Below are 18,826 nucleotides of genomic sequence, written 5' to 3' on the forward strand. Positions count from 1 at the left end.
CCGGGCTCAGGGCTCGACGACGTCCAGCGGCTCGGTGTGGTCCGAGCCCCGCGGCATCGGCGCGCCGAAGAGCGGCTCGGGGACGGGGCGCTTGGCCGTGACGCCGTCGCCGGAGGAGACGCCGCGGAGGCGGCGGACCACCCACGGCGCCAGGTGCGTGCGCACCCACGCCGCGTCCGACGCGCGGGCCGCGCGCCACGTGCGCGGCGCCGGCGGGGAGAGGCGCAGGTGCTCGAGGCCGTGCTCCACGCCGAGGGTGTCCAGCACCATCGCGGCGATCGTGTGGTGGCCGAGCGCAGAGAAGTGCAGGCGGTCCTCGGCCCACATCTCCCGCCGGGCGAGGTCCTTGAGCGACCACATGTCCGGCACCAGCGCGTCGTGCCGCAGCGCGATGGTGCGCACGTTCTCGTTGTAGATCGCCACGGTGCCGCGGATGCGGCCGATGACGGGCGTGCCCTTCACGTCGGTCGCGTTGAACAGCAGCACGGTGGCGCCGTCGGAGGCCAGACGCTCGACGACGGCGTCCAACCGGACCGCGATCTCGTCCGGGTCCGCGCCGCGCAGGATGTCGTTGCCGCCCGCGCAGACGCTGATGAGGTCCGGCCGCAGGGCGAGCGCCGGCTCCACCTGGTCCTCGGCGATCTGGTCCAGCAGCTTCCCGCGGACCGCCAGGTTGGCGTAGGCCAGGTCCTCGCCGGGCGGCGTCAGGCGGGAGAGCTCCTCGGCCAGGCGGTCGGCCCAGCCGCGGTGGTAGCCGGGACGGTCCGGGTCCGGGTCGCCGATGCCCTCGGAGAACGAGTCCCCGATGGCGACGTAGCGGCGCCACGGATGGGCGGCGGGGTCGTCGACCGGGGTCGCGTCGGAGGCGTGCGGAGGCTGGGAGGAGGATGGGTTACCCACGGGTAGGATTCTGCCCACGTCGCGCGGGAGGGGTCAACCTCCGGGAGGGGCCGACCGTGCCGCTCGCTAGGCTGGCGGACGTGAACGCGAACCCCACCCCCGCCGTCGAGCCCGTCGTCCGCTGGTCCCGCCCCGAGGGCGAGCGCACCGAGGACCTGCTGATCGTCCTGCACGGCTACGGCGCGAACGAGGACGACCTGTTCGGCCTCGTCCCGCACCTGCCCGAGCACGTCACGGTGGCCGCCGTCCGCGCGCCCCTGCCCCTGCAGCCGGGCTCCCACGCCTGGTTCCCGCTCTCCCAGGACCCCGTCACGGGCGAGCTGGGCTCCACCGCCGAGCCGGTCCGCGAGGCCGTCGAGGCCCTGCACGCCTGGGTGCAGGCGGTGCGCGGGGACTTCCGCACCGTCTCCCTGCTCGGCTTCTCGCAGGGCATGGCGATGGCCACGTCGCTGCTGCGCCTGGACCCGGAGGCCTACGCGTGCACCGTGGCGCTGTCCGGCTTCGTGGTGGACCCGGAGCTCACCGAGCCGCGGCTGCGCGAGCTGTTCACCCGCGACGACGACGTCGCCCGCGTCCGACCGAAGGTCTTCTGGGGCCGCGGCCAGGAGGACCCGATCATCTCCGAGCCCCGGGTCGAGGAGACCCATGCCTGGCTGAACGCCCACGTGGACCTCATGAAGATCGTCTACGCCGGGCTCGGCCACGCGATCAACGAGCAGGAGCTGGGCCACGTGAAGGAGTACCTCGCCCACATGGTGCCGCCCCGCGGCTGACGCACCGGACACGCTCGACGACGGCGCCGCGGCCGCCCGACGGGGCGTCGGCTCAGGCCTGCCCGGCCTGGACGACGAACGCCTCGCCGGCGAACTCGACGACGTCCCCGTCGTGCAGCTGGGCGCCGCGGCGCGTCTCCACCGCGCCGTTGACGGTGACGAGCCCGTCGGTGACGACGTCGCGGGCCATGGCCCCGTCCTCCACGAGGGAGGCGAGCTTGAGCGCCTGGCCGAGGCGGATGGACTCGTCACGGATGGGCAGGGGCTGGGCGTCGGGTGCGTTCGTCTCGGTCATGGTGTCCATCATGGCCGGTAGGCTGGACGGGATCGACCGGCGCGCCGCGCCGGAACGGGCCCGCCGCCTCGAAGGCGGCCGGGCGCCGTCGTCGTCGTGATCCCCTCCCGCCCCGCCGATGAGTACGGAAGTGATGCCCCCATGGCTGCCAAGTCCCCGCTGGACAACGTCATCAACCTCGCCAAGCGCCGAGGCTTCGTGTTCCAGGCCGGTGAGATCTACGGCGGTTCGCGCTCCGCGTGGGACTACGGGCCCCTGGGTGTGGAGCTGAAGGAGAACATCAAGGCGGAATGGTGGAAGACCTTCGTGCGCTCCCGCGAGGACATGGTGGGCCTGGACTCCTCCATCATCCTGCCGCGCGCGGTGTGGGAGGCCTCCGGCCACGTCGAGACCTTCACCGACCCGCTCGTGGAGTGCACCCAGTGCCACAGGCGCCACCGCCAGGACCACCTGCTCGAGGCGTTCGAGGCCAAGAAGGGCCGGCCGGCCGAGGGCATGGCCGAGATCGTGTGCCCGGACTGCGGAACCCAGGGCGCCTGGACCGAGCCGCAGCTGTTCTCGGGCCTGGTCAAGACCTACCTCGGCCCCGTGGACAACGAGGAGGGCCTGCACTACATGCGCCCGGAGACGGCGCAGGGCATCTTCGTGAACTTCCTCAACGTGCTCGGCGCGGCCCGGAAGAAGCCGCCGTTCGGCATCGGCCAGATCGGCAAGGCGTTCCGCAACGAGATCACCCCGGGCAACTTCATCTTCCGCACCCGCGAGTTCGAGCAGATGGAAATCGAGTACTTCGTGCCGCCGGCCGAGGCGGGCCAGCACTTCGACCGCTGGGTCGAGGACTGCTGGGACTGGTTCATCGACCTCGGCATCGACCCCGCGCACCTGCGGAAGTTCGACGTCCCCGCGGACGAGCGGGCGCACTACTCCGACGCCACGATCGACCTCGAGTACGACTTCGGGTTCACCGGCGGCGACGGCTGGGGCGAGCTGATGGGCATCGCGAACCGCACCGACTACGACCTCGGCCGGCACACCGAGCACTCGGGCACCAAGATGCAGTACTTCGACCAGGCCAACAACGAGCACTACACCCCGTACGTGATCGAGCCGTCCTTCGGCCTGACCCGCGCCATGATGGCGTTCCTCGTGGACGCCTACGCCGAGGACGAGGCCCCGAACGCCAAGGGCGGCGTGGACGTGCGCACCGTGCTCAAGCTGGACCCGCGCCTGGCCCCGGTCAAGGCCGCCGTGCTGCCGCTGTCCAAGAAGCCCGAGCTGCAGGAGCCCTCCCAGGCTTTGGCCGCCGAGCTGCGCGGCCTGTGGAACATCGAGACGGACGACTCCGGCGCGATCGGCCGCCGCTACCGCCGCCAGGACGAGATCGGCACCCCGTTCTGCATCACCGTGGACTTCGACACCCTCGAGGACCAGGCCGTCACCATCCGCGAGCGGGACACCATGTCCCAGGAGCGCGTGGCGCTGTCCCAGGTGAAGTCCTACCTGATCGAGCGCCTGGTCAAGTGAGCGGGGACGTGACGGGAGCGGCCGGGGCCGCGGGACACGACGACGGCGGCGCGCTGTTCGACTCCGCCGCGGTCGCCGGCGGGGAGATCGTGCTGCGTCCCTGGCGGCCCGGGGACGACCTGGCCCTGCTCGAGGTGTGGGGCGACCCGGCCAACGCGCAGCAGCACCAGGACCGGGCGATGCTCGCCGAGGACGCGGAACGGCCCTGGCGCCGCGCGCTCGTGGCCGAGGCCGCCGGCGTGCCGGTGGCGGCGGGCGTCGTCTACGCCTCGTCCGTGCACCCGCGGCGGCTGTGGCTGTACGTCGAGACCGCGGCCGCCGAGCGGCGCCGGGGCATCGGCCGGGCGCTCGTGGCGGCCCTGCGGGGGCTCGCCGCGGAGGCGCACGCCGCCGGCGCCATCCCGACGACGGCCCTGAAGGCCCGGTTCGCCAAGGACGCCCTGGTGCCCGGTGTGACCGGCGCCGACCCGCAGACCGAGGCCGACGGTGCGACCGGCCGCCCGCCCGTGGACACGGACGCCGTGCGCTCCCAGACCGCCGCACTGGCCGCCGGCACCGAGGCGTTCCTCGTGGCCGAGGGCTTCACCCCCGTGCAGCGCTCCCGCCGCGTCGCGATCGCCCCGGGCGCCATCGGCCTGCCGGACGTGCGCGGGGAGGAGCACCCGGACGGCGTGGTCCTCGAGGAGGCCTCGACCGGCTCCGTCGAGCTGACGCAGGCGGTCACCGCGTTCTACGACGCCGTGCACGTGTGGGACCCGTCGACCCTGAGCGCCGGGGCCGCCCAGCAGCTGCTGCTGGGCCCGGCCACCGGGGCCGCGGGCGCCGTCGTGCTCCGCGACGCCCCGAAGACCGAGGGCGGGCGCATCCGCTCCTTCGCGGTCTCCTACACCCCGGAGCGCCAGGACGCGCCGGCCGACGTGCTCGTGGGCTGGGACCCGGAACTGGGGGAGGAGGACGCGCTGCAGGCCGTGGCCGACCTGCTCGCCCTGCTCGTGGCCCAGTACCCCGTGCAGGTCGAGGTGGACGAGGCGATGGCCCCGCTGGAACGGATCGTGGACGGGCTCATCGGCGGCAACGCGGCGCGGACGCTGGTGGACACGTACGTGTTCGTGAACGACGCGCCGGGCGCGTGAACCGGGCGGCCGTAGCGGACCGCCGGCGCACCCGCACCCTGCGGGGCACCGTCCTGGCGGTGGCCCTGCTCAACGGCGCCTACCTGGTGGTCGAGATCATCCTGGCGGTGGGGATCGGCTCGGTGGCCCTCGTGGCGGGCTCCGTCGACTTCTTCGAGGACTTCGCCGTCAACCTGCTGATCTTCGTGGCGCTCGGGTGGACGGCGGCCCGGCAGGCGGTCATCGGCAAGGTCATGGCCGGGATCATCGTGCTGCCGGCCGTGGCGGCGCTCGTCATGGCGGCCACGAAGATCGGCGACCCCGAGCCGCCGGCCGCGGGCGTGCTGCTGGGGGCGGCCGTCGGCTCGCTCCTCGTGAACATCGTGTGCGTGGTCCTGCTGGCCCGCGTCCGCGTCGACGGCGGCTCCCTCACCCGGGCGGCCTGGCTCGCGGCGCGCAACGACCTCGTGGCCGGCGTCGTGCTGATCGCCCTGTCCGGGATCACGGTGCTGACGGCGTCGGGCTGGGCGGACATCATCGTGGGCGTGCTTCTCGTGCTGCTCAACGGCTCCGCCGCCAAGGAGATCTGGGAGGCCGCGACCGAGGAGCACCTGGCGGCCCAGGCCCTCGCCGGCGAGGTCGACGACGACTGAGCGGTTCCTACGGGGCGGCGGGCAGCCGGGCGGCGAGCACCGCCCCGACGGCGGCCAGGCCCAGGAACACCGTCAGCGCCGGTGCAAGACCGACGGCGCCGGCCAGCGCCCCGACCGCCGGGCTGAGCCCGACCCCGGCCAGCCGCATGCACCAGCTCGTCACCGCCAGCCCGGTCTGCGGCCGGAGCCCGGGCGCCTCGTCGCCGAGCGCATAGGCCACGGGCACCACCACGGCGCAGCCGAGCCCCGCCAGGGCCAGCCCCGCGAACGCGGCAGGCACGGCCACCGGCTCGGGCAGCGGCGCCAGGGCCAGCCCCAGCCCCACGACGACGGCGCCCAGCCCCGCCGTCAGCGCCCCGCGGCGTCCCAGGGCGGTGAGGGTTCGGTCGCCCGCGAGGCGTCCGACGAACTGCGCGCCCAGCAGCGTCGACGCGCCGAGCACCGCCGCGGCCGGATCCAGGCCGCGCTCCGTGATCAGGAACAGGGTGGCCCACGCGTTGCCGAACTCCTCCACGCCGAACCCGGCCATCGCGATCACCACGGCGGGGACGAGCACGGCCACGGCGGCGCGGCGGGGGAGGGCTTGGGCGGCCGGGGCAGGCGGCGTGGACGTCTCCGACGGTGCGGGTGACTGATCCGCGGCGCCGCGGGCGGACGCCGAGTCCACGGGAGCCCCCGCCAGGAACAGGCGCCGGACCCCCAGCAGTACCGCGACGCACACGGCGCCGTTGAGCCCCAGGTGCAGGGCCGCGGGGCCGCCCACGGTGATGACCGCCGCACCGAGCCCGGCACCAGCGGCCGCTCCGAGGCTCCAGCCGGCGTGCATGGTCGTGAGCACGGGCCGGGCCAGCCGGGTCTACACCTGCAGGCCCTGCGCGTTCTGGGCGGTGTCCACGACGGCGTCGAGCACGCCCGAGGCCACGACGAGGCCCGCGAAGACCCACAGCAGCCAGGCCGCGGCCGTCCCTGCACCGTGCCCGGCCCCCGCGCCCGCCCCGGCGATGTCGAGGACGAGACCGGCCGCCGTCGTGAGCAGGGCGATGGCCACGCTGCCGGCGAGCATGACGCGGCGGGCGCCGAACCGGCGCAGGATCGGGGCGGGCAGGGGCCCGGCGAGCGTGCCGCCCACGGCGAGCGCGATGACGAGCAGGCCGAACGCGGCCGGGTCCAGGCCGAACGCGGCCTTGGCCTCCGGGTAGTGCGGGATGAGCGCGCCGAGCAGGGCGCCGTTCGTCGCGAAGGCGGCGGTGACGGCCCAGCGCGCGCGACGGGCTCGGGCGACGCCGTCGTCGGCGGTCGGGAGGTGCGGCGGGGCCTCGCTCATGCATCCCAGCCGAGCAGGCGCCAGACCTCCGCCCAGCCGGCGAAGATCTTCGCGTTGTACTCGACCCCGAGCTGGTTGGGGTTGGCGAACAGGACCCAGTCGGCGGCGGCGACGGCGTCGTCGGCGGCGAGCTTCTCCGCGACCTCCTCGGCGGACCCGGCATAGGTCGGGCCGGAGCGGGCGGCGCCGCCCTCGAGCATGCCGGAGGAGTCGCGCGAGGCCCGCTCCCGGCCGAAGTACAGCTCGTCCTCCCGGTCCTGGATGACGAACGCGGAGCGCGTGACCGCCGTGCGGCCCGGACCGGCGTGGCCGGCCGCGGCGAAGGCCTCCCGGTAGCGCGCGATCTGGTCGGCCTGCTGGACGTGGAAGGGGCGGCCGTCGTCCTGGAGCAGGAGCGTGGAGGAGAGCATGTGGTACCCCTCCCGCGCCGCCTCGACCGCCGACGGCGTGGACCCCGACCCCCACCAGATCCGGTCCGCGAGCCCGGGGGAGTGCGGCTCGATCCGCAGCGGCTGCGAGCTGTGCGCCCAGCCGGAGGTGAGGTCCGGCGTCGCGATGCCCTCGCCGCGCACGGCCGAGAGGAACCGGCGTCCGCGCTCGCGGGTCACGTCGGCCCAGGTCTTCCCCTCGGCGAGGGCGTAGCCGAACTGTGCCTGGCCGTCGAGGGCGGCCTCGGGGGAGCCGCGGGAGACGCCGAGCTCGAGCCGGCCGCCGGAGATGAGGTCCGTGGTGGCCGCGGCCTCGGCCATGTACAGGGGGTTCTCATACCGCAGGTCGATCACGCCGGTGCCGAGGCTGATCCGCTCGGTGCGGGCGGCCATCGCGGCGAGGATCGGGAACGGCGAGGAGAACATCCGCTGGAAGTGGTGGACGCGCAGCCAGGCGCCGTCGAGCCCGGCGTCCTCGGCGGCCACGGCCATGGCGACGACGTCGTCGAGGGCCTGCCGCGCGTCCGGTTCGGTGCCGGGCCGGTGGATCCAGTGGCCGAAGTTGAGGAAGCCGAGGTGCTTGCGGGTCATGCCGGGTGCAACCGCGGGGCGGGCGGGGCTGTTCCCGGTGCTCGTCTGACCGCCGGCCGGCGACATCACCTGCGGGCAGACCCGCGGAGATGTCGCTGCGGAGCGGTCGATCGCCGCGGCGTCCGCCATACTGGCGGGCATGAGCGAGCAGTGGAGCGAGAAGGACATCGAGCTGGCGAACCGGCTCTTCGACATGGCGCGGGACGGGGACACGGCCCAGCTGAAGGCATACCTGGACGCCGGGGTGAGCACACGCCTGCGCAACCACGCGGGCGACTCCTTCCTCACCCTCGCCGCCTACCACGAGCGCCCGGACACGGTGGCGATGCTGATCGAGGCCGGCGCCGAGATCGAGCACGCCAACGATCGCGGCCAGCGCGCCCTGACCTGCGCCACGTTCAAGCGGGATGTCGCCTCGATGCGGCACCTGCTCGCGGCCGGTGCGGACCCCGATGCCGGCACGCCGTCGGCCCGGCAGACCGCTCAGATGTTCGCCGGTGCTGACCTGCTGGCGGTGCTCGACGGCGAGGACGCGGCGCCGCCGTCGGAGGCCTGACCCGCCGGGAGGATGGTCTGCCCGTCCCGGCGGGGTGCCTCGGTGATCGCCTCCCAGCGGGCCTCGTCGTGGGGCACGGTGACGCGGGTGCCGGGCGGAATGGAAGAATGGGGTCCGACATGACTTCTTCCCACACCCTCCCCGCCGCGGCGGTGACCGACGCCGACGACGTCGCGCACTACGCCAAGTCCGCCGGCGCGGGTCGGCGCATCGCCGACGACGATCAGCTCCACGAGGCCCGCCACCCCGCCCCGACGACGGACCGCCTGGCCCTGCCCCCGCTGCGGCTGGGGCCGCTGACCATCGACGTCCCCGTGGTGCTCGCCCCGATGGCCGGCATCACCAACACGGCGTTCCGCCGCCTGTGCCGCGAGTACGGTGGCGGCCTCTACGTCAACGAGATGGTCACGGCCCGCGCGCTGGTCGAGCGGAAGCCCGAGTCGATGCGGATCATCCAGCACGACCCGGACGAGGTGCCCCGCTCCGTGCAGCTCTACTCCGTGGACCCGGTCACCACGGGTGCCGCCGTGCGCATGCTGGTCGAGGAGGACCGCTGCGACCACATCGACATGAACTTCGGCTGCCCCGTGCCCAAGGTGACCCGGCGCGGCGGCGGCTCCGCCCTGCCGTGGAAGGCGGAGCTGTTCGCCTCCATCGTCAAGGCGGCCGTGACCGAGGCGGCCAAGAAGGACATCCCGGTGACCGTGAAGATGCGCCGCGGCATCGACGAGGACCACCTGACCTTCCTCGACGCCGGCCGCACGGCCCGCGACCTCGGCGTCGCCGCCGTCGCCCTCCACGGCCGCACCACCCGCCAGTTCTACTCGGGCACCGCCGTGTGGGACGACATCGCCCGGCTGCGCGAGGCCCTGCCGGACATCCCCGTGCTCGGCAACGGCGACATCTGGTCCGCGGAGGACGCCATCGCGATGGTCGAGCAGACCGGCGTGGACGGCGTCGTGATCGGCCGCGGCTGCCAGGGAAGGCCCTGGCTGTTCGGGGACCTGCAGGCCGCGTTCGAGGGCCGCCAGGACCGGTTCCAGCCGACCCTGGGCATGGTCGCGGACACGCTGTACCGCCACGCCGAGCTGCTCGTGGACACCTTCGGCGGCGACGAGACGAAGGCGCTGCGGGACATCCGCAAGCACGTGGCGTGGTACTTCAAGGGCTACCCCGTGGGCTCGGAGATCCGCACCGCGCTGTCCACCGTCCCGGACCTCGCCACGATGCGCGAGATCCTCGCCCGCGTGGACCGGGACCAGCCCTACCCGGGCGAGGCCGCCGAGGGCCCCCGCGGCCGGGCCGGCGCCCCCAAGCGCCCGCACCTGCCGGACGGCTGGCTGGACTCCCGCGAGCTCAACGCCGAGCAGCAGGCCATGATCCAGGCCGCCGAGCTGGACGTCTCCGGTGGCTGAGCCCACGCCGCCGGAGCCCGCCGCCGGAACGCCCGCCGCGCCGTCGTCGCCCTGGACCGGCGCCGCCCACCAGCCGGTGCTGTTCGGCCCGGAAGGCCGGCCCCCGTATGCCGGCCGCGCCGTGCAGACCCCCGGCTACACGCCGTGGGACCGGGAGCGGTGGCTGCCCGAGCCGCCCAAGTCCTCGTACCGCTCGGACTTCGAGCGGGATCGTGCCCGCGTGCTGCACTCCGCGGGCCTGCGCCGGCTGGGGGCCAAGACCCAGGTGGTCGCCCCGGACGCGGACGACTTCGCCCGCACCCGCCTGACGCACTCGCTCGAGGTGGCGCAGGTGGGGCGTGAGCTCGGCCGGTCGCTGGGCTGCGACCCCGACCTCGTGGACACCGCCTGCCTGTCCCACGACCTCGGCCACCCGCCCTTCGGGCACAACGGGGAGAAGGCGCTCGACGCGCTCAGCGAGGACGTCGGCGGCTTCGAGGGCAACGCCCAGACCCTGCGCCTGCTGGCCCGCCTCGAGCAGAAGAAGCTCTTCGCGGACGGCTCCTCCGCGGGCCTGAACCTCACGCGCGCCGCCCTCGACGCCGCATGCAAGTACCCGTGGACCCGTGAGGACGCCCCGCTGCGCCCCGACGGCACGCGTTCGCGCAAGTTCGGCGTCTACGAGGACGACCTGCCCGTGTTCCGCTGGTTCCGCGCCGGGGTGTCCGGCACGCGCACGTCCATGGAGGCCCAGGTCATGGACCTCGCGGACGACATCTCCTACTCCGTGCACGACGTCGAGGACGGCGTGGTCAACGCCGTGTTCCAGCTCAAGTGGCTGGCCATCCCGGAGCACCGGGAGCGCGTCGTGGAGACCACCCGCCAGTGGTACCTGCCGCACACGGACCCGGCCGAGGTCGACGCGGCCCTGGCCCGCCTCGAGGCCACCGACGTGTGGGTCTCCGAGATGGACGGCTCCCGGCGGGCGCTGGCGGCGATGAAGGACATGACGAGCCAGCTGATCGGCCGGTTCTGCAGCGCCGCCTTCGACGCCACGCGCCAGGTGTTCGGCAACGAGCCGCTCACCCGCCACGGCGCCGACGTCGTGGTGCCCGAGGAGACGGAGACCGAGATCGCCGTGATGAAGGGCATCGCGGCGGCCTACGTGATGACCGCCGAGCAGCGCCAGCCGCTCTACGCGCGGCAGCGCGAGGTGCTCGCGGAGCTCGTGACGCTGCTCGACGCGACGGGGGACCGGTACCTCGAGCCGATGTTCGCGTTCGACTGGGCGCAGGCCCCCGACGACGCAGCCCGGCGGCGCGTGGTGATCGACCAGATCGCCTCGCTCACCGATTCGACCGCCGTCGAGTGGCATCACACTCTGGTGCAGGGCGCGGAGTTCCGGCGCGTCTGGCTCTGAGGGGCCGCCCCGGGCCGGTCACTCGCCCGGGGCGACGACGGCGCACGGGCCCGCGAGCCGGACCCCGCAGGCGGCGTCGAGCGGGGGCAGCGCCCCCTCCACGCGGGCCTGGGCCCGGGTGCCGTCGGCCAGCTGGACCGTGGCCACCGAGTCGTGGCCGCGGTAGTCCACGTCCACCACGGTGGCGGGCGTCCAGACGCGCGCGGCCTCGACCCCGTCCACGTCAACGGTCGGGTCGAGGGTGCCGCGCACGTGCTCGGGGCGGACCACCACGAGGTCCCCGGGCACAGCCGTGGCCGCACGCGCCCCGTGCAGGGGCACCGGGCCGAGGGCGGTGCGCCCGATCCGCCGGCCGCCGTCGCGCTCCGGCCCGGTCACGTCCAGCAGCGGCAGCAGGGAGGCCTCCCCGACGAACGCGGCGACCCAGGCGTCGGCCGGGTGCGCGTACACCTCGTCCGGCGTGCCCAGCTGGCGCAGGCGCCCGGCCCGCATCACGGCCGCGCGGTCGGCCATGGACAGGGCCTCGGACTGGTCGTGGGTGACGAGCACGGCCGTGGCGCCGTCCTCCTTCAGCGCCTGGCGCACGTCCCGGCGCAGGCCGCTGCGCAGGGAGGCGTCGAGGGCGCCGAAGGGCTCGTCCAGCAGGATCAGCGGCGGGCGCGGGGCCATCGCCCGGGCCAGGGCCACGCGCTGCTGCTGGCCGCCGGAGAGCTCGTGCGGCATGCGCTCGCCGTGGCCGGCGAGGTCCACGAGCTCGAGGCACTCCTGGATGCGGGCCATCCGCCCGGGCCGGCGGCGGCGCAGCCCGAAGCCCACGTTCTCCGCCACGCTCAGGTGCGGGAACAGGGCGCCGTCCTGGGGCACCACGGCCACGTGCCGGCGGTGGGCGGGCACGTGCACGCGGGGCAGGGCCACCACGGAGCCGGCAAGGCTGATGCGGCCGGACTCGATGCGCTCGAAGCCGGCCAGGCAGCGCAGGAGCGTGGTCTTCCCGCAGCCGGAGGGGCCGAGCACGGCGAGCAGCTCGCCCGGCTCCAGGTCGAACTGCACGCCCTCCAGGACGGGCCCCTCCCCGTAGGAGGCGCCGAGGTCGGCCACGGACACGGCGTGGCCGACGCCGGGCCGGGGACCGGCCGGGCGGGACGCGCGGGTCGAGGCGGCGGGGGAGGGCATGGCGGTCATTCTGACACCTCGTTCGGGGTCGACGGGGCGCTCGAGCGGCCGCGCACGGCCGCGACGATCCCCGTGCGGTGGACCACCACCCACGTGGGCACCGCGGCGAGCAGCACGAGGGTGAGCGCGTAGGGGGCGGCCTCGGCGTACCGGCCCACGCTGGTGGCGTTCCACAGGCGGGTGGCGAGCGTGTCCATGCCGGTGGGCCGCAGCAGCAGCGTGGCGGGCAGCTCCTTCATGGCGGTGAGGGCCACCAGCGCGACGCCGGCGCCCACCCCCGGCAGCGCCAGCGGCAGGGTCACGCGGCGCAGCACCTCGGCGCCCGAGGAGCCCAGGGACCGGGCCGCCTCCTCGAGGGCAGGGGAGGACTGGGCGACGGCCCCGGCCACCGACGTGACCGCCAGCGGCAGGAACAGGGTGGCGTAGGCGAAGGCCACCATCCACGTGGTCTGGTAGAGCGCCGGGACCAGGGAGACCCCGAGGAACACGAGGGAGAGCCCCACGACGACGCCGGGCAGCCCGTGCGCGAGGAACGCGGCGCGCTCGGCGATCCGGGAGACGCGCCCCGGGTGGCGGGCGGCGAGGATGCCGATCGGCAGGGCGAGGGCGAGGGTGAGCGCCGCGCCCGCGCCCGCCAGGACCACGGAGCCGGAGACGGCGTCGAGCCAGCGGTCCCGGACGGCGGACAGGGACGTGCCCTCGCCCATCCAGCGGACCAGGCTCACCGCGGGCACGCCCAGCGCGGCGCCCGTGACCACGGCGAGGAGCCCGGTGCCGACCCAGCGGGACCGGCCCAGCCGGTGCACGCTGACCCGGCGGACCGTGCGACCGGAGCGGACGCCGTCGTCGGCCCGGCGGGTGCGGGACTCGCCCCAGAGCACCAGCACCGTCAGCAGCACGAGCACGGTGGCCAGGGTGAGGGCGAGCTGCCGGTTGAAGCCCACCTCGAGCGCCGTGAAGATCGCCCGGGTGAAGGTGTCCAGGCGCAGGATGGCCACGGCGCCGAAGTCGGAGAGCACGTAGAGGGCCACCAGCAGGGCGCCGCCGGCGATCGCCGGGCGCACTTGGGCGAGCGTGACGGTGAACAGCGTGGCGGCGGGGCCGCGGCCGAGCGAGCGGGCCACGTCCTCCTGGCCGGGGTCGATGCGGGAGAGCGCGGCCGCCACCGGCAGGTATACGTACGGGTACGTGTAGAGGGTCATCACCGTCACCGCGGCCCAGAACCCCTCGAAGCGCCCCGCCTCCACGCCGGGCAGCAGGTCCGAGACGGACACCCACGTGAACGCCGCCACGTAGGAGGGCACGGCCAGCGGCAGCGCCAGCAGGACGGCCAGCAGGCCGCGGCCGGGCGTGTCGGTGCGGGTGACGAGCCAGGCGGCGCCCACGCCGATCACCAGGCACAGCGCGGTCACCACGGCGGTGAGCGCGAGCGAGGTGGCGGCCAGGGCGCCCACGCGCGGGCTCACGACGGCGTCCAGCCAGGGGCCGAACCCGCCCTGGGCGGTGCGCAGGAACAGGTAGCCGATGGGGACGAGCGCGACCGCCGCGGCCACGAGGGCCGCGGCGGTCAGCGCCGCGGGAGCGCGCCGTCCGCGCGTGCGGCGGACGGCCGGCTCCGGTGCTCGGGGGGTCAGAGCAGGCCCGCCTCCTGGATCATCTGGATGGTGGTCTGGAGGTCGTCCAGGTCGTTGAGGTCCACGTCGGGGGCCTTGACCTCGGAGAGCTCCGGGAAGCCGGCCGGCTGCTCCACGCCCTCCACGAGCGGGTACTCGCCGGTCTCCTCGGCGAAGTACGACTGACCGTCCTCGGAGAGAAGGTACTCCACGAGGGCGGCGGCGTCGCCGTCCTCCTGCTCGCCCACCAGGCCCATGCCGGACACGTTCACCAGCGAGCCGAGGTCGCCGTCGGGGAAGAAGTGCAGGGACGCGCCCAGCTCCTCCGGGGCGACGCCCTTCTCCCGGGCCAGCTCGAACAGGTAGTAGTGGTTGACTAGGCCGGTGTCCAGGGTGCCGGCGTCCACGTCGGCGAGGATCTCGCCGTTCTTCTCGCGGCGCTGCGGGTCGTTGGCGGCGAAGTCCTCGAGCCAGGTCCGGGCCTCGTCCTCGCCCTTCTGCAGGCGAAGGGCGGTGACGAACGTCTGGAAGGACGCGTTGGTGGGGGCGACGCCGACGCGGCCCTTCCACTTCGGATCGGTCAGCTCGTCGACCGACGTCGGGAGGTCGGCCTCGGGGACCTTCTCCTCGTTGTAGGCCAGCACGCGGACGCGGCCGGTCAGGCCGACCCAGTCGCCCTCGTCGTCCCGGTAGGTCTCGGGCACGCGGTCCAGGGTCTCCTGGGCGAGGGGCGTGAACAGGCCCTCCTTGGCGACGGCGCCGAGCGCGCCCGCATCCTGGGAGAGGAACACGTCGGCGGGGGAGCCCTCGCCCTCCTCGATCAGCTGCGCGGCCATGGCGGGGGTCTTGTCGTAGCGGACCTCCACCTCGATGCCGGTCTCGTCGGTGAACTCGTCCAGGATCGGCTGGACGAGGTCCTCGCTGCGGCCCGAGTACAGGGTGACCTTCTTGTCCGACTCGGCGGCGGAGGCGGAGCCGGACGCCGCGCCGGACGCGGAGTCCGAGCCGGAGCCGCCGGTGCCGCCGGCGCAGGCGGTCAGGGCGAGCAGCAGCGTGGCGGACACGGCCGAGAGGCGGACACCACGCGAGAGGGCGCGGGACTGGGGCATGGCAATCTCGATTCGGGAGGAGTGGCGGGGGCGGCGCCGCGGGCCAGGGGTTCCTGGCGGGCCGGCAAGGGGAGCCTATTAAGTCATGCGTGTGTTGTCTATTGCGTCACCATGTGACGTGCCTCGCAGTCGACAAGGCCCCCGACGGCCCGGGCCAGACGCCGGCGACGAGCGCGGGCAGCACCGCCCCGGCCGAGCCGCGCAGCGCGTGCGTCACCGCGCCGCTCAGCTCGGTCTCCACGGGGTTCACCTCGACGACGGCGACCCCGGCTCCCAGCGCCACGAACGGCAGGGACGCGGCCGGCTGGATCAGGCCCGAGGTGCCGACGACGAGGGCCAGGTCGCAGCGCTCCAGCGCCTCGTAGGCGCGCTCCCACGGCTCCTGCGGCAGCATCTCGCCGAACCACACCACGCCCGGCCGGATCCGTCCCGTCCCGCACGCCGGGCACGCCGGCGGCGCCTCACGCAGCATCGCCTCCAGGTCCGCCTCCGAGCCGGCCGCGTCCACGTCCGAGGGCGCGCCCGGGTCCACGTCCGCCGGGGCCCCGCACTCGGCGCAGCGGTGTTCGAACAGCGAGCCGTGCAGGTGCGCGAGCACGCGGGCGCCGGCCCGCTCGTGCAGGTCGTCCACGTTCTGGGTGACCACCTCCAGGTCGGGTGTGCGGCGCTGCCAGGCGGCGACGGCGTCGTGCCCCGGAATCGGTCGGCGGGCCCGCACCATCCGGGCACGCCACCGGTACCAGGACCACACGAGCGCGGGATCGGCGAGGAACGCCTCCTCCGTGGCGAGCTGTTCCGCGGAGAAGCGCTCCCACAGGCCGGTCTGGGCGTCACGGAACGTGGGGATGCCGGACTCGGCGCTCATCCCCGCCCCGGAGAGCACCACGGGACGCTCGGCGGCGGCCACGAGCGCGCGGACGGCGTCCAGCGCGCCAGGGTCGAGGTCGGGAGCGGAGGCGGCGAGGACGGGGTGCGGATCGGCGAGGACGGGGGCGGAGGCGGCGAGGACGGGGTGCGGATCGGCCATGTCCCCAGCCTAGGCAGGCGGCACGGGTGGGCGCCCCCCTCGTTTGGGGGCGGTTTGCGGCGTTATTCCGTCGGAATACCGCCGAATATCGCCCCCGAACCACAAGGGTGGGGTCAGGTGACGTCGGGTGCCGTCGTCGGCAGGCCCGTGCTGGCGGCGCGGGCGAGGGCCCGGCGCAGGCCGCGGGCCTTGAGGAGGACCTCGTCGTGTTCGGCGGCCGGGTCCGAGTCCGCGACGATCGCCCCGCCGGCCCCCACGGACCAGCGGCCCCCGGCGAGCACGGCCGTGCGGATCACGACGGACAACGACGTCGTCCCGTCCGCGCTCAGCATCCCCAGCGCCCCGGAGTAGACCCCGCGCGGGGAGGCCTCCCACGCGGCCAGCAGCTCGACGCTGCGTCGCTTCGGCGCGCCCGTCATCGACCCGCCGGGGAACAGCGACCGCACCACGTCCACGGGTTCGACGCCGGCCCGGGCCGTGCCCGTGACCGTGGAGACGAGCTGGTGGACGGTCGCGTAGCTCTCCACCGCCATGAGGGAGGGCACCTGCACGGAGCCGGGCTCGCACACCCGGGAGAGGTCGTTGCGCAGCAGGTCCACGATCATGAGGTTCTCGGCGCGCGTCTTGGGGTCGGCGGCGAGCGCGCGGGCGGCCTCGGCGTCCTCGGCCGGGTCGGGCAGGCGGGCGGCCGTGCCCTTGATCGGCTTGGTGCTGTACCGGCCCGCGCGCCCGGTGAGGAACCGCTCCGGTGAGGCCGAGACCACCGCCCACCGGCGGGCGCCCGTGCCGTGCTCCAGCAGCGCCGCATACGGGGCCGGCTGGTGCGCGGCGAGCTCGTGGAAGAGGACCAGCGGGTCCACGCGCAGCCCGGGATCGGCGTCGAAGCGGGTGGTCAGGCACAGCTCGTAGGAGTCGCCGGCGTGCAGCGCGGCGCGGCAGCGGGCGATCTGCTCGGCGTACGCCGTCCGGTCCTCGCGCCACATGCCCGGCGCCTCCTCGTCGGCCCGTGGTCCCGGGACGGCGTCCCGCGGCGGGGGCGCGACGGCGTCGCCCGCCGCCGTCTCGAGAGCGCGGCGGGCCGCGGCGAGGGCGCGGCGCACGTCCACAGCCCAGCGGTCGGCCCCGGCCTCCGCGGCGGTCGGATCGAGGGAGACGACGCAGCAGTGCAGCACCCCGGCCGCGTGGTCGGCCACGGCGTAACGGGAAGGACGCACCCAGAACTGCGCGGGCAGGGACGCGGGGTCCTCGGCTCGACGTGAGGGCGGTGTCACCCCCAGATCCGCCAGACCGAGTTCGTAGCCGAGCCAGCCGACCAGGCCGCCGCGCAGGGGCAGCCCCTCGCCGCCGGCCACCGGCCGGGGCGCTGCCGCGGCCGCGAGGTCGGCCCACGCGCGGTCCGGATCGGCGGGGTCGTCGTGCCGGACCAGGCGCGGGCCGGGGGAGGGCGTGCGGCCCTGTTCCTCGCCGAGCACGTCCAGGCCGTCTCCAGCCACGGACCAGCGGGCCTCGGCCGGGTCCGGCAGGGCCGAGTCCAGCCAGAACGACGCGGCCCCGCGCACGACGGCGTGCGCGTAGACCGCCGCCACGGCGGTCGCCGCCGTGTGTCCGGCCGCCGCGAGCGCTGCGGCGTCGAGCGTGCGCACGGCCACGTGCAACGGGGTGGCAGCGGCCTCGGACGGTGCGGGGGCGGTGGGCATGGCCCCCAGCGTAGGGGTCAGCCCCCGCCGGGATCGCCGCGGGCGCCGTCGTCGGGTGGGCCGTGCCCGGGGCCGGCGCGTGGGCGGTGCTCGTCGAGCCGGTCCTCGCGCCGCTCCTGCTGGCGACGTTCCTGGTGGTGCCGGCGGTGGTGTTCGGGCTGAGTCGGTTCGTGGCCCACGACGACGCGCTGCTCGTGGGCGTGCTCCTCGTGCTGCTGGCCCCGTGCGTGGACTACGTCATCGCGTTCACCGCGCTCGCGGGCGGGGCGGCCGAGCGGCTGCTGGCGGCGGCTCCGCTGCTCATGCTCGTCCAGCTCGTCCAGCTCGTCGTGCTGCCCGTGCTGCTGCGCGTCGTCGCCGGCGAGGCGGCGGTGGCCGCGGTCGACGTCGGGCCCTTCGTCCGTGCCCTGGTCATGCTGATCCTGGTGCCGCTCGCGCTCGCGGTGCTGCTCCAGTGGGGTGCGGTGCGCGGCCGCGGTGGGGTGCGGGACACGGCGGCCGGGGTGGTGCGCGGGTTCACGGCGGCGATGGTCCCGCTCATGGTCGTCACGCTGTTCACGGTGGTCGCCTCGCAGATCCGCGGGGTGGGGGAGCGGCTGCCCGCGCTGGCCGCCGTCGTGCCCCTGTTCGTGGCGTTCGCCGTCGTGATGGTGGCCCTCGGCGTGGTGGCTGCGCGGTGGGCGCGCCTCGACGTGCCCGCAGGACGGGCGCTCGTGTTCTCGGGCGCGACGCGGAACTCCCTGGTCGTGCTGCCGCTGGCGTTGGCCCTGCCGGCGAGCCTGGACCCGGCCCCGCTCGTGGTGGTGACGCAGACGCTCGTGGAGCTCGGGGCGATGGTGAGCCTCGTCCGGCTGGTGCCCCGGCTGCTGCCGCTGCACGGGCAGTCCGCGGGGGCGGGTGCGGGTCGAACCGTGACCTGACCGCCCAGAATGTTGCCTTACCGTGACCGGAATCACGGTCCCGGGTGGCTATGGTGGGCGACATGAGCCTCTCGTTCGTGTCCTCGGCGCGCCGCCGTCACGGCGGCCTGGCGTCGGCCGCGCTGTTCCATCCGCTGGTCGAGGCGGCCACCGGCGCACTGCCCGTCATCGACCCCGCCACCGGGCGCCCCGCGTCCGAGGGAGCGGACGCGGCGCGGACCGAAGCGCCCCGCGCGGCGGGGACCGGTCCTGCACAGCCCGCAGCGGAGACCGAACCATCCACGCAGGCCGGTTCCGCTCGGGGCTGACCGCCCCGC

General features: G+C 75.0%; 19 protein-coding genes. 9 read left to right on the plus strand and 10 right to left on the minus strand.

Annotated elements, in window-relative coordinates; translation table 11 throughout:
• Window positions 1–6: 6 nt before the first annotated feature.
• Window positions 7–900: an SGNH/GDSL hydrolase family protein gene (locus tag ACFI33_RS05335; protein ID WP_462623806.1), complete on the minus strand. Its 894-nt coding sequence runs from the start codon at window positions 898–900 to the stop codon at window positions 7–9.
• A gap of 80 nt (window positions 901–980) precedes the next feature.
• Between ACFI33_RS05335 and ACFI33_RS05340 the strand changes: the two genes are divergently transcribed.
• Window positions 981–1,673: an alpha/beta hydrolase gene (locus ACFI33_RS05340; RefSeq protein ID WP_036340883.1), complete on the plus strand. Its 693-nt coding sequence runs from the start codon at window positions 981–983 to the stop codon at window positions 1,671–1,673.
• 52 nt (window positions 1,674–1,725) lie between these two features.
• Here ACFI33_RS05340 and ACFI33_RS05345 read toward each other — a convergent pair whose 3' ends face one another.
• Window positions 1,726–1,968, minus strand: coding sequence for an RNA-binding S4 domain-containing protein (locus ACFI33_RS05345; RefSeq protein WP_036317588.1), 243 nt, complete (start codon window positions 1,966–1,968; stop codon window positions 1,726–1,728).
• A 141-nt stretch (window positions 1,969–2,109) separates the two neighbouring features.
• Between ACFI33_RS05345 and ACFI33_RS05350 the strand changes: the two genes are divergently transcribed.
• From ACFI33_RS05350 to ACFI33_RS05360, 3 genes are read left to right on the plus strand one after another with little or no spacing between them, the layout of a single operon-like run.
• Entirely contained in the window at window positions 2,110–3,492 is a 1,383-nt protein-coding gene (locus ACFI33_RS05350; RefSeq protein ID WP_462623807.1) for a glycine--tRNA ligase, read from the plus strand.
• On the plus strand, window positions 3,489–4,625 hold the full coding sequence (locus ACFI33_RS05355; protein WP_462623808.1) for a GNAT family N-acetyltransferase: 1,137 nt from the start codon (window positions 3,489–3,491) through the stop codon (window positions 4,623–4,625). The genes ACFI33_RS05350 and ACFI33_RS05355 overlap by 4 nt, the downstream gene beginning before the upstream one ends.
• Complete coding sequence (locus ACFI33_RS05360; protein ID WP_044659689.1) at window positions 4,622–5,257, plus strand: cation efflux transmembrane domain-containing protein; 636 nt, start codon at window positions 4,622–4,624, stop codon at window positions 5,255–5,257. The genes ACFI33_RS05355 and ACFI33_RS05360 overlap by 4 nt, the downstream gene beginning before the upstream one ends.
• Window positions 5,258–5,264: 7 nt before the next feature.
• Here the strand turns inward: ACFI33_RS05360 and ACFI33_RS05365 are convergent, their stop codons facing one another.
• From ACFI33_RS05365 to ACFI33_RS05375, 3 genes are read right to left on the minus strand one after another with little or no spacing between them, the layout of a single operon-like run.
• On the minus strand, window positions 5,265–6,095 hold the full coding sequence (locus ACFI33_RS05365; RefSeq protein WP_412959170.1) for an MFS transporter: 831 nt from the start codon (window positions 6,093–6,095) through the stop codon (window positions 5,265–5,267).
• Window positions 6,096–6,113: 18 nt separating this feature from the next.
• Entirely contained in the window at window positions 6,114–6,581 is a 468-nt protein-coding gene (locus ACFI33_RS05370) for an MFS transporter (RefSeq protein WP_236557944.1), read from the minus strand.
• Window positions 6,578–7,600, minus strand: coding sequence for an LLM class flavin-dependent oxidoreductase (locus tag ACFI33_RS05375; protein WP_462623809.1), 1,023 nt, complete (start codon window positions 7,598–7,600; stop codon window positions 6,578–6,580). Before ACFI33_RS05375 ends, ACFI33_RS05370 begins: the two co-directional genes overlap by 4 nt.
• Window positions 7,601–7,739: 139 nt before the next feature.
• Here ACFI33_RS05375 and ACFI33_RS05380 point away from each other — a divergent pair, with 139 nt between their 5' ends.
• The 3 genes from ACFI33_RS05380 (at window position 7,740) to ACFI33_RS05390 (ending at window position 10,970) form a co-directional block, all read left to right on the plus strand.
• Entirely contained in the window at window positions 7,740–8,156 is a 417-nt protein-coding gene (locus ACFI33_RS05380) for an ankyrin repeat domain-containing protein (protein ID WP_462623810.1), read from the plus strand.
• Window positions 8,157–8,275: 119 nt separating this feature from the next.
• Entirely contained in the window at window positions 8,276–9,571 is a 1,296-nt protein-coding gene (gene dusB, locus ACFI33_RS05385) for a tRNA dihydrouridine synthase DusB (protein ID WP_462623811.1), read from the plus strand.
• Window positions 9,564–10,970: a deoxyguanosinetriphosphate triphosphohydrolase gene (locus tag ACFI33_RS05390; protein ID WP_462623812.1), complete on the plus strand. Its 1,407-nt coding sequence runs from the start codon at window positions 9,564–9,566 to the stop codon at window positions 10,968–10,970. Before dusB ends, ACFI33_RS05390 begins: the two co-directional genes overlap by 8 nt.
• Before the next feature lie 18 nt (window positions 10,971–10,988).
• Here the strand turns inward: ACFI33_RS05390 and ACFI33_RS05395 are convergent, their stop codons facing one another.
• The 5 genes from ACFI33_RS05395 to ACFI33_RS05415 all read right to left on the minus strand — a co-directional run bounded on the left by ACFI33_RS05395 (window position 10,989) and on the right by ACFI33_RS05415 (window position 17,589).
• Window positions 10,989–12,143 carry an ABC transporter ATP-binding protein gene (locus ACFI33_RS05395; RefSeq protein WP_197458565.1) on the minus strand — a complete coding sequence of 385 codons (1,155 nt, stop codon included), beginning with the start codon at window positions 12,141–12,143 and terminating at the stop codon, window positions 10,989–10,991.
• A 5-nt stretch (window positions 12,144–12,148) separates the two neighbouring features.
• On the minus strand, window positions 12,149–13,696 hold the full coding sequence (locus ACFI33_RS05400; protein ID WP_010079202.1) for an ABC transporter permease: 1,548 nt from the start codon (window positions 13,694–13,696) through the stop codon (window positions 12,149–12,151).
• Window positions 13,697–13,773: 77 nt separating this feature from the next.
• Entirely contained in the window at window positions 13,774–14,865 is a 1,092-nt protein-coding gene (locus ACFI33_RS05405; protein WP_036317448.1) for an iron ABC transporter substrate-binding protein, read from the minus strand.
• Window positions 14,866–14,971: 106 nt separating this feature from the next.
• Complete coding sequence (locus tag ACFI33_RS05410; RefSeq protein ID WP_036339396.1) at window positions 14,972–15,892, minus strand: SIR2 family NAD-dependent protein deacylase; 921 nt, start codon at window positions 15,890–15,892, stop codon at window positions 14,972–14,974.
• A 113-nt stretch (window positions 15,893–16,005) separates the two neighbouring features.
• Window positions 16,006–17,589 (minus strand): anthranilate synthase component I family protein, encoded by a 1,584-nt coding sequence (locus ACFI33_RS05415; protein ID WP_152743826.1) that lies wholly within the window; start codon window positions 17,587–17,589, stop codon window positions 16,006–16,008.
• A gap of 32 nt (window positions 17,590–17,621) precedes the next feature.
• Here ACFI33_RS05415 and ACFI33_RS05420 point away from each other — a divergent pair, with 32 nt between their 5' ends.
• Window positions 17,622–18,509 (plus strand): bile acid:sodium symporter, encoded by an 888-nt coding sequence (locus tag ACFI33_RS05420; protein WP_158184196.1) that lies wholly within the window; start codon window positions 17,622–17,624, stop codon window positions 18,507–18,509.
• A 62-nt stretch (window positions 18,510–18,571) separates the two neighbouring features.
• The gene (locus tag ACFI33_RS05425) at window positions 18,572–18,817 is read left to right on the plus strand and encodes a hypothetical protein (protein ID WP_036383599.1); all 246 of its coding nucleotides are present in this window, start codon (window positions 18,572–18,574) and stop codon (window positions 18,815–18,817) included.
• Window positions 18,818–18,826: the final 9 nt, after the last annotated feature.

It is taken from the genome of Micrococcus sp. PSi08, assembly GCF_054960655.1.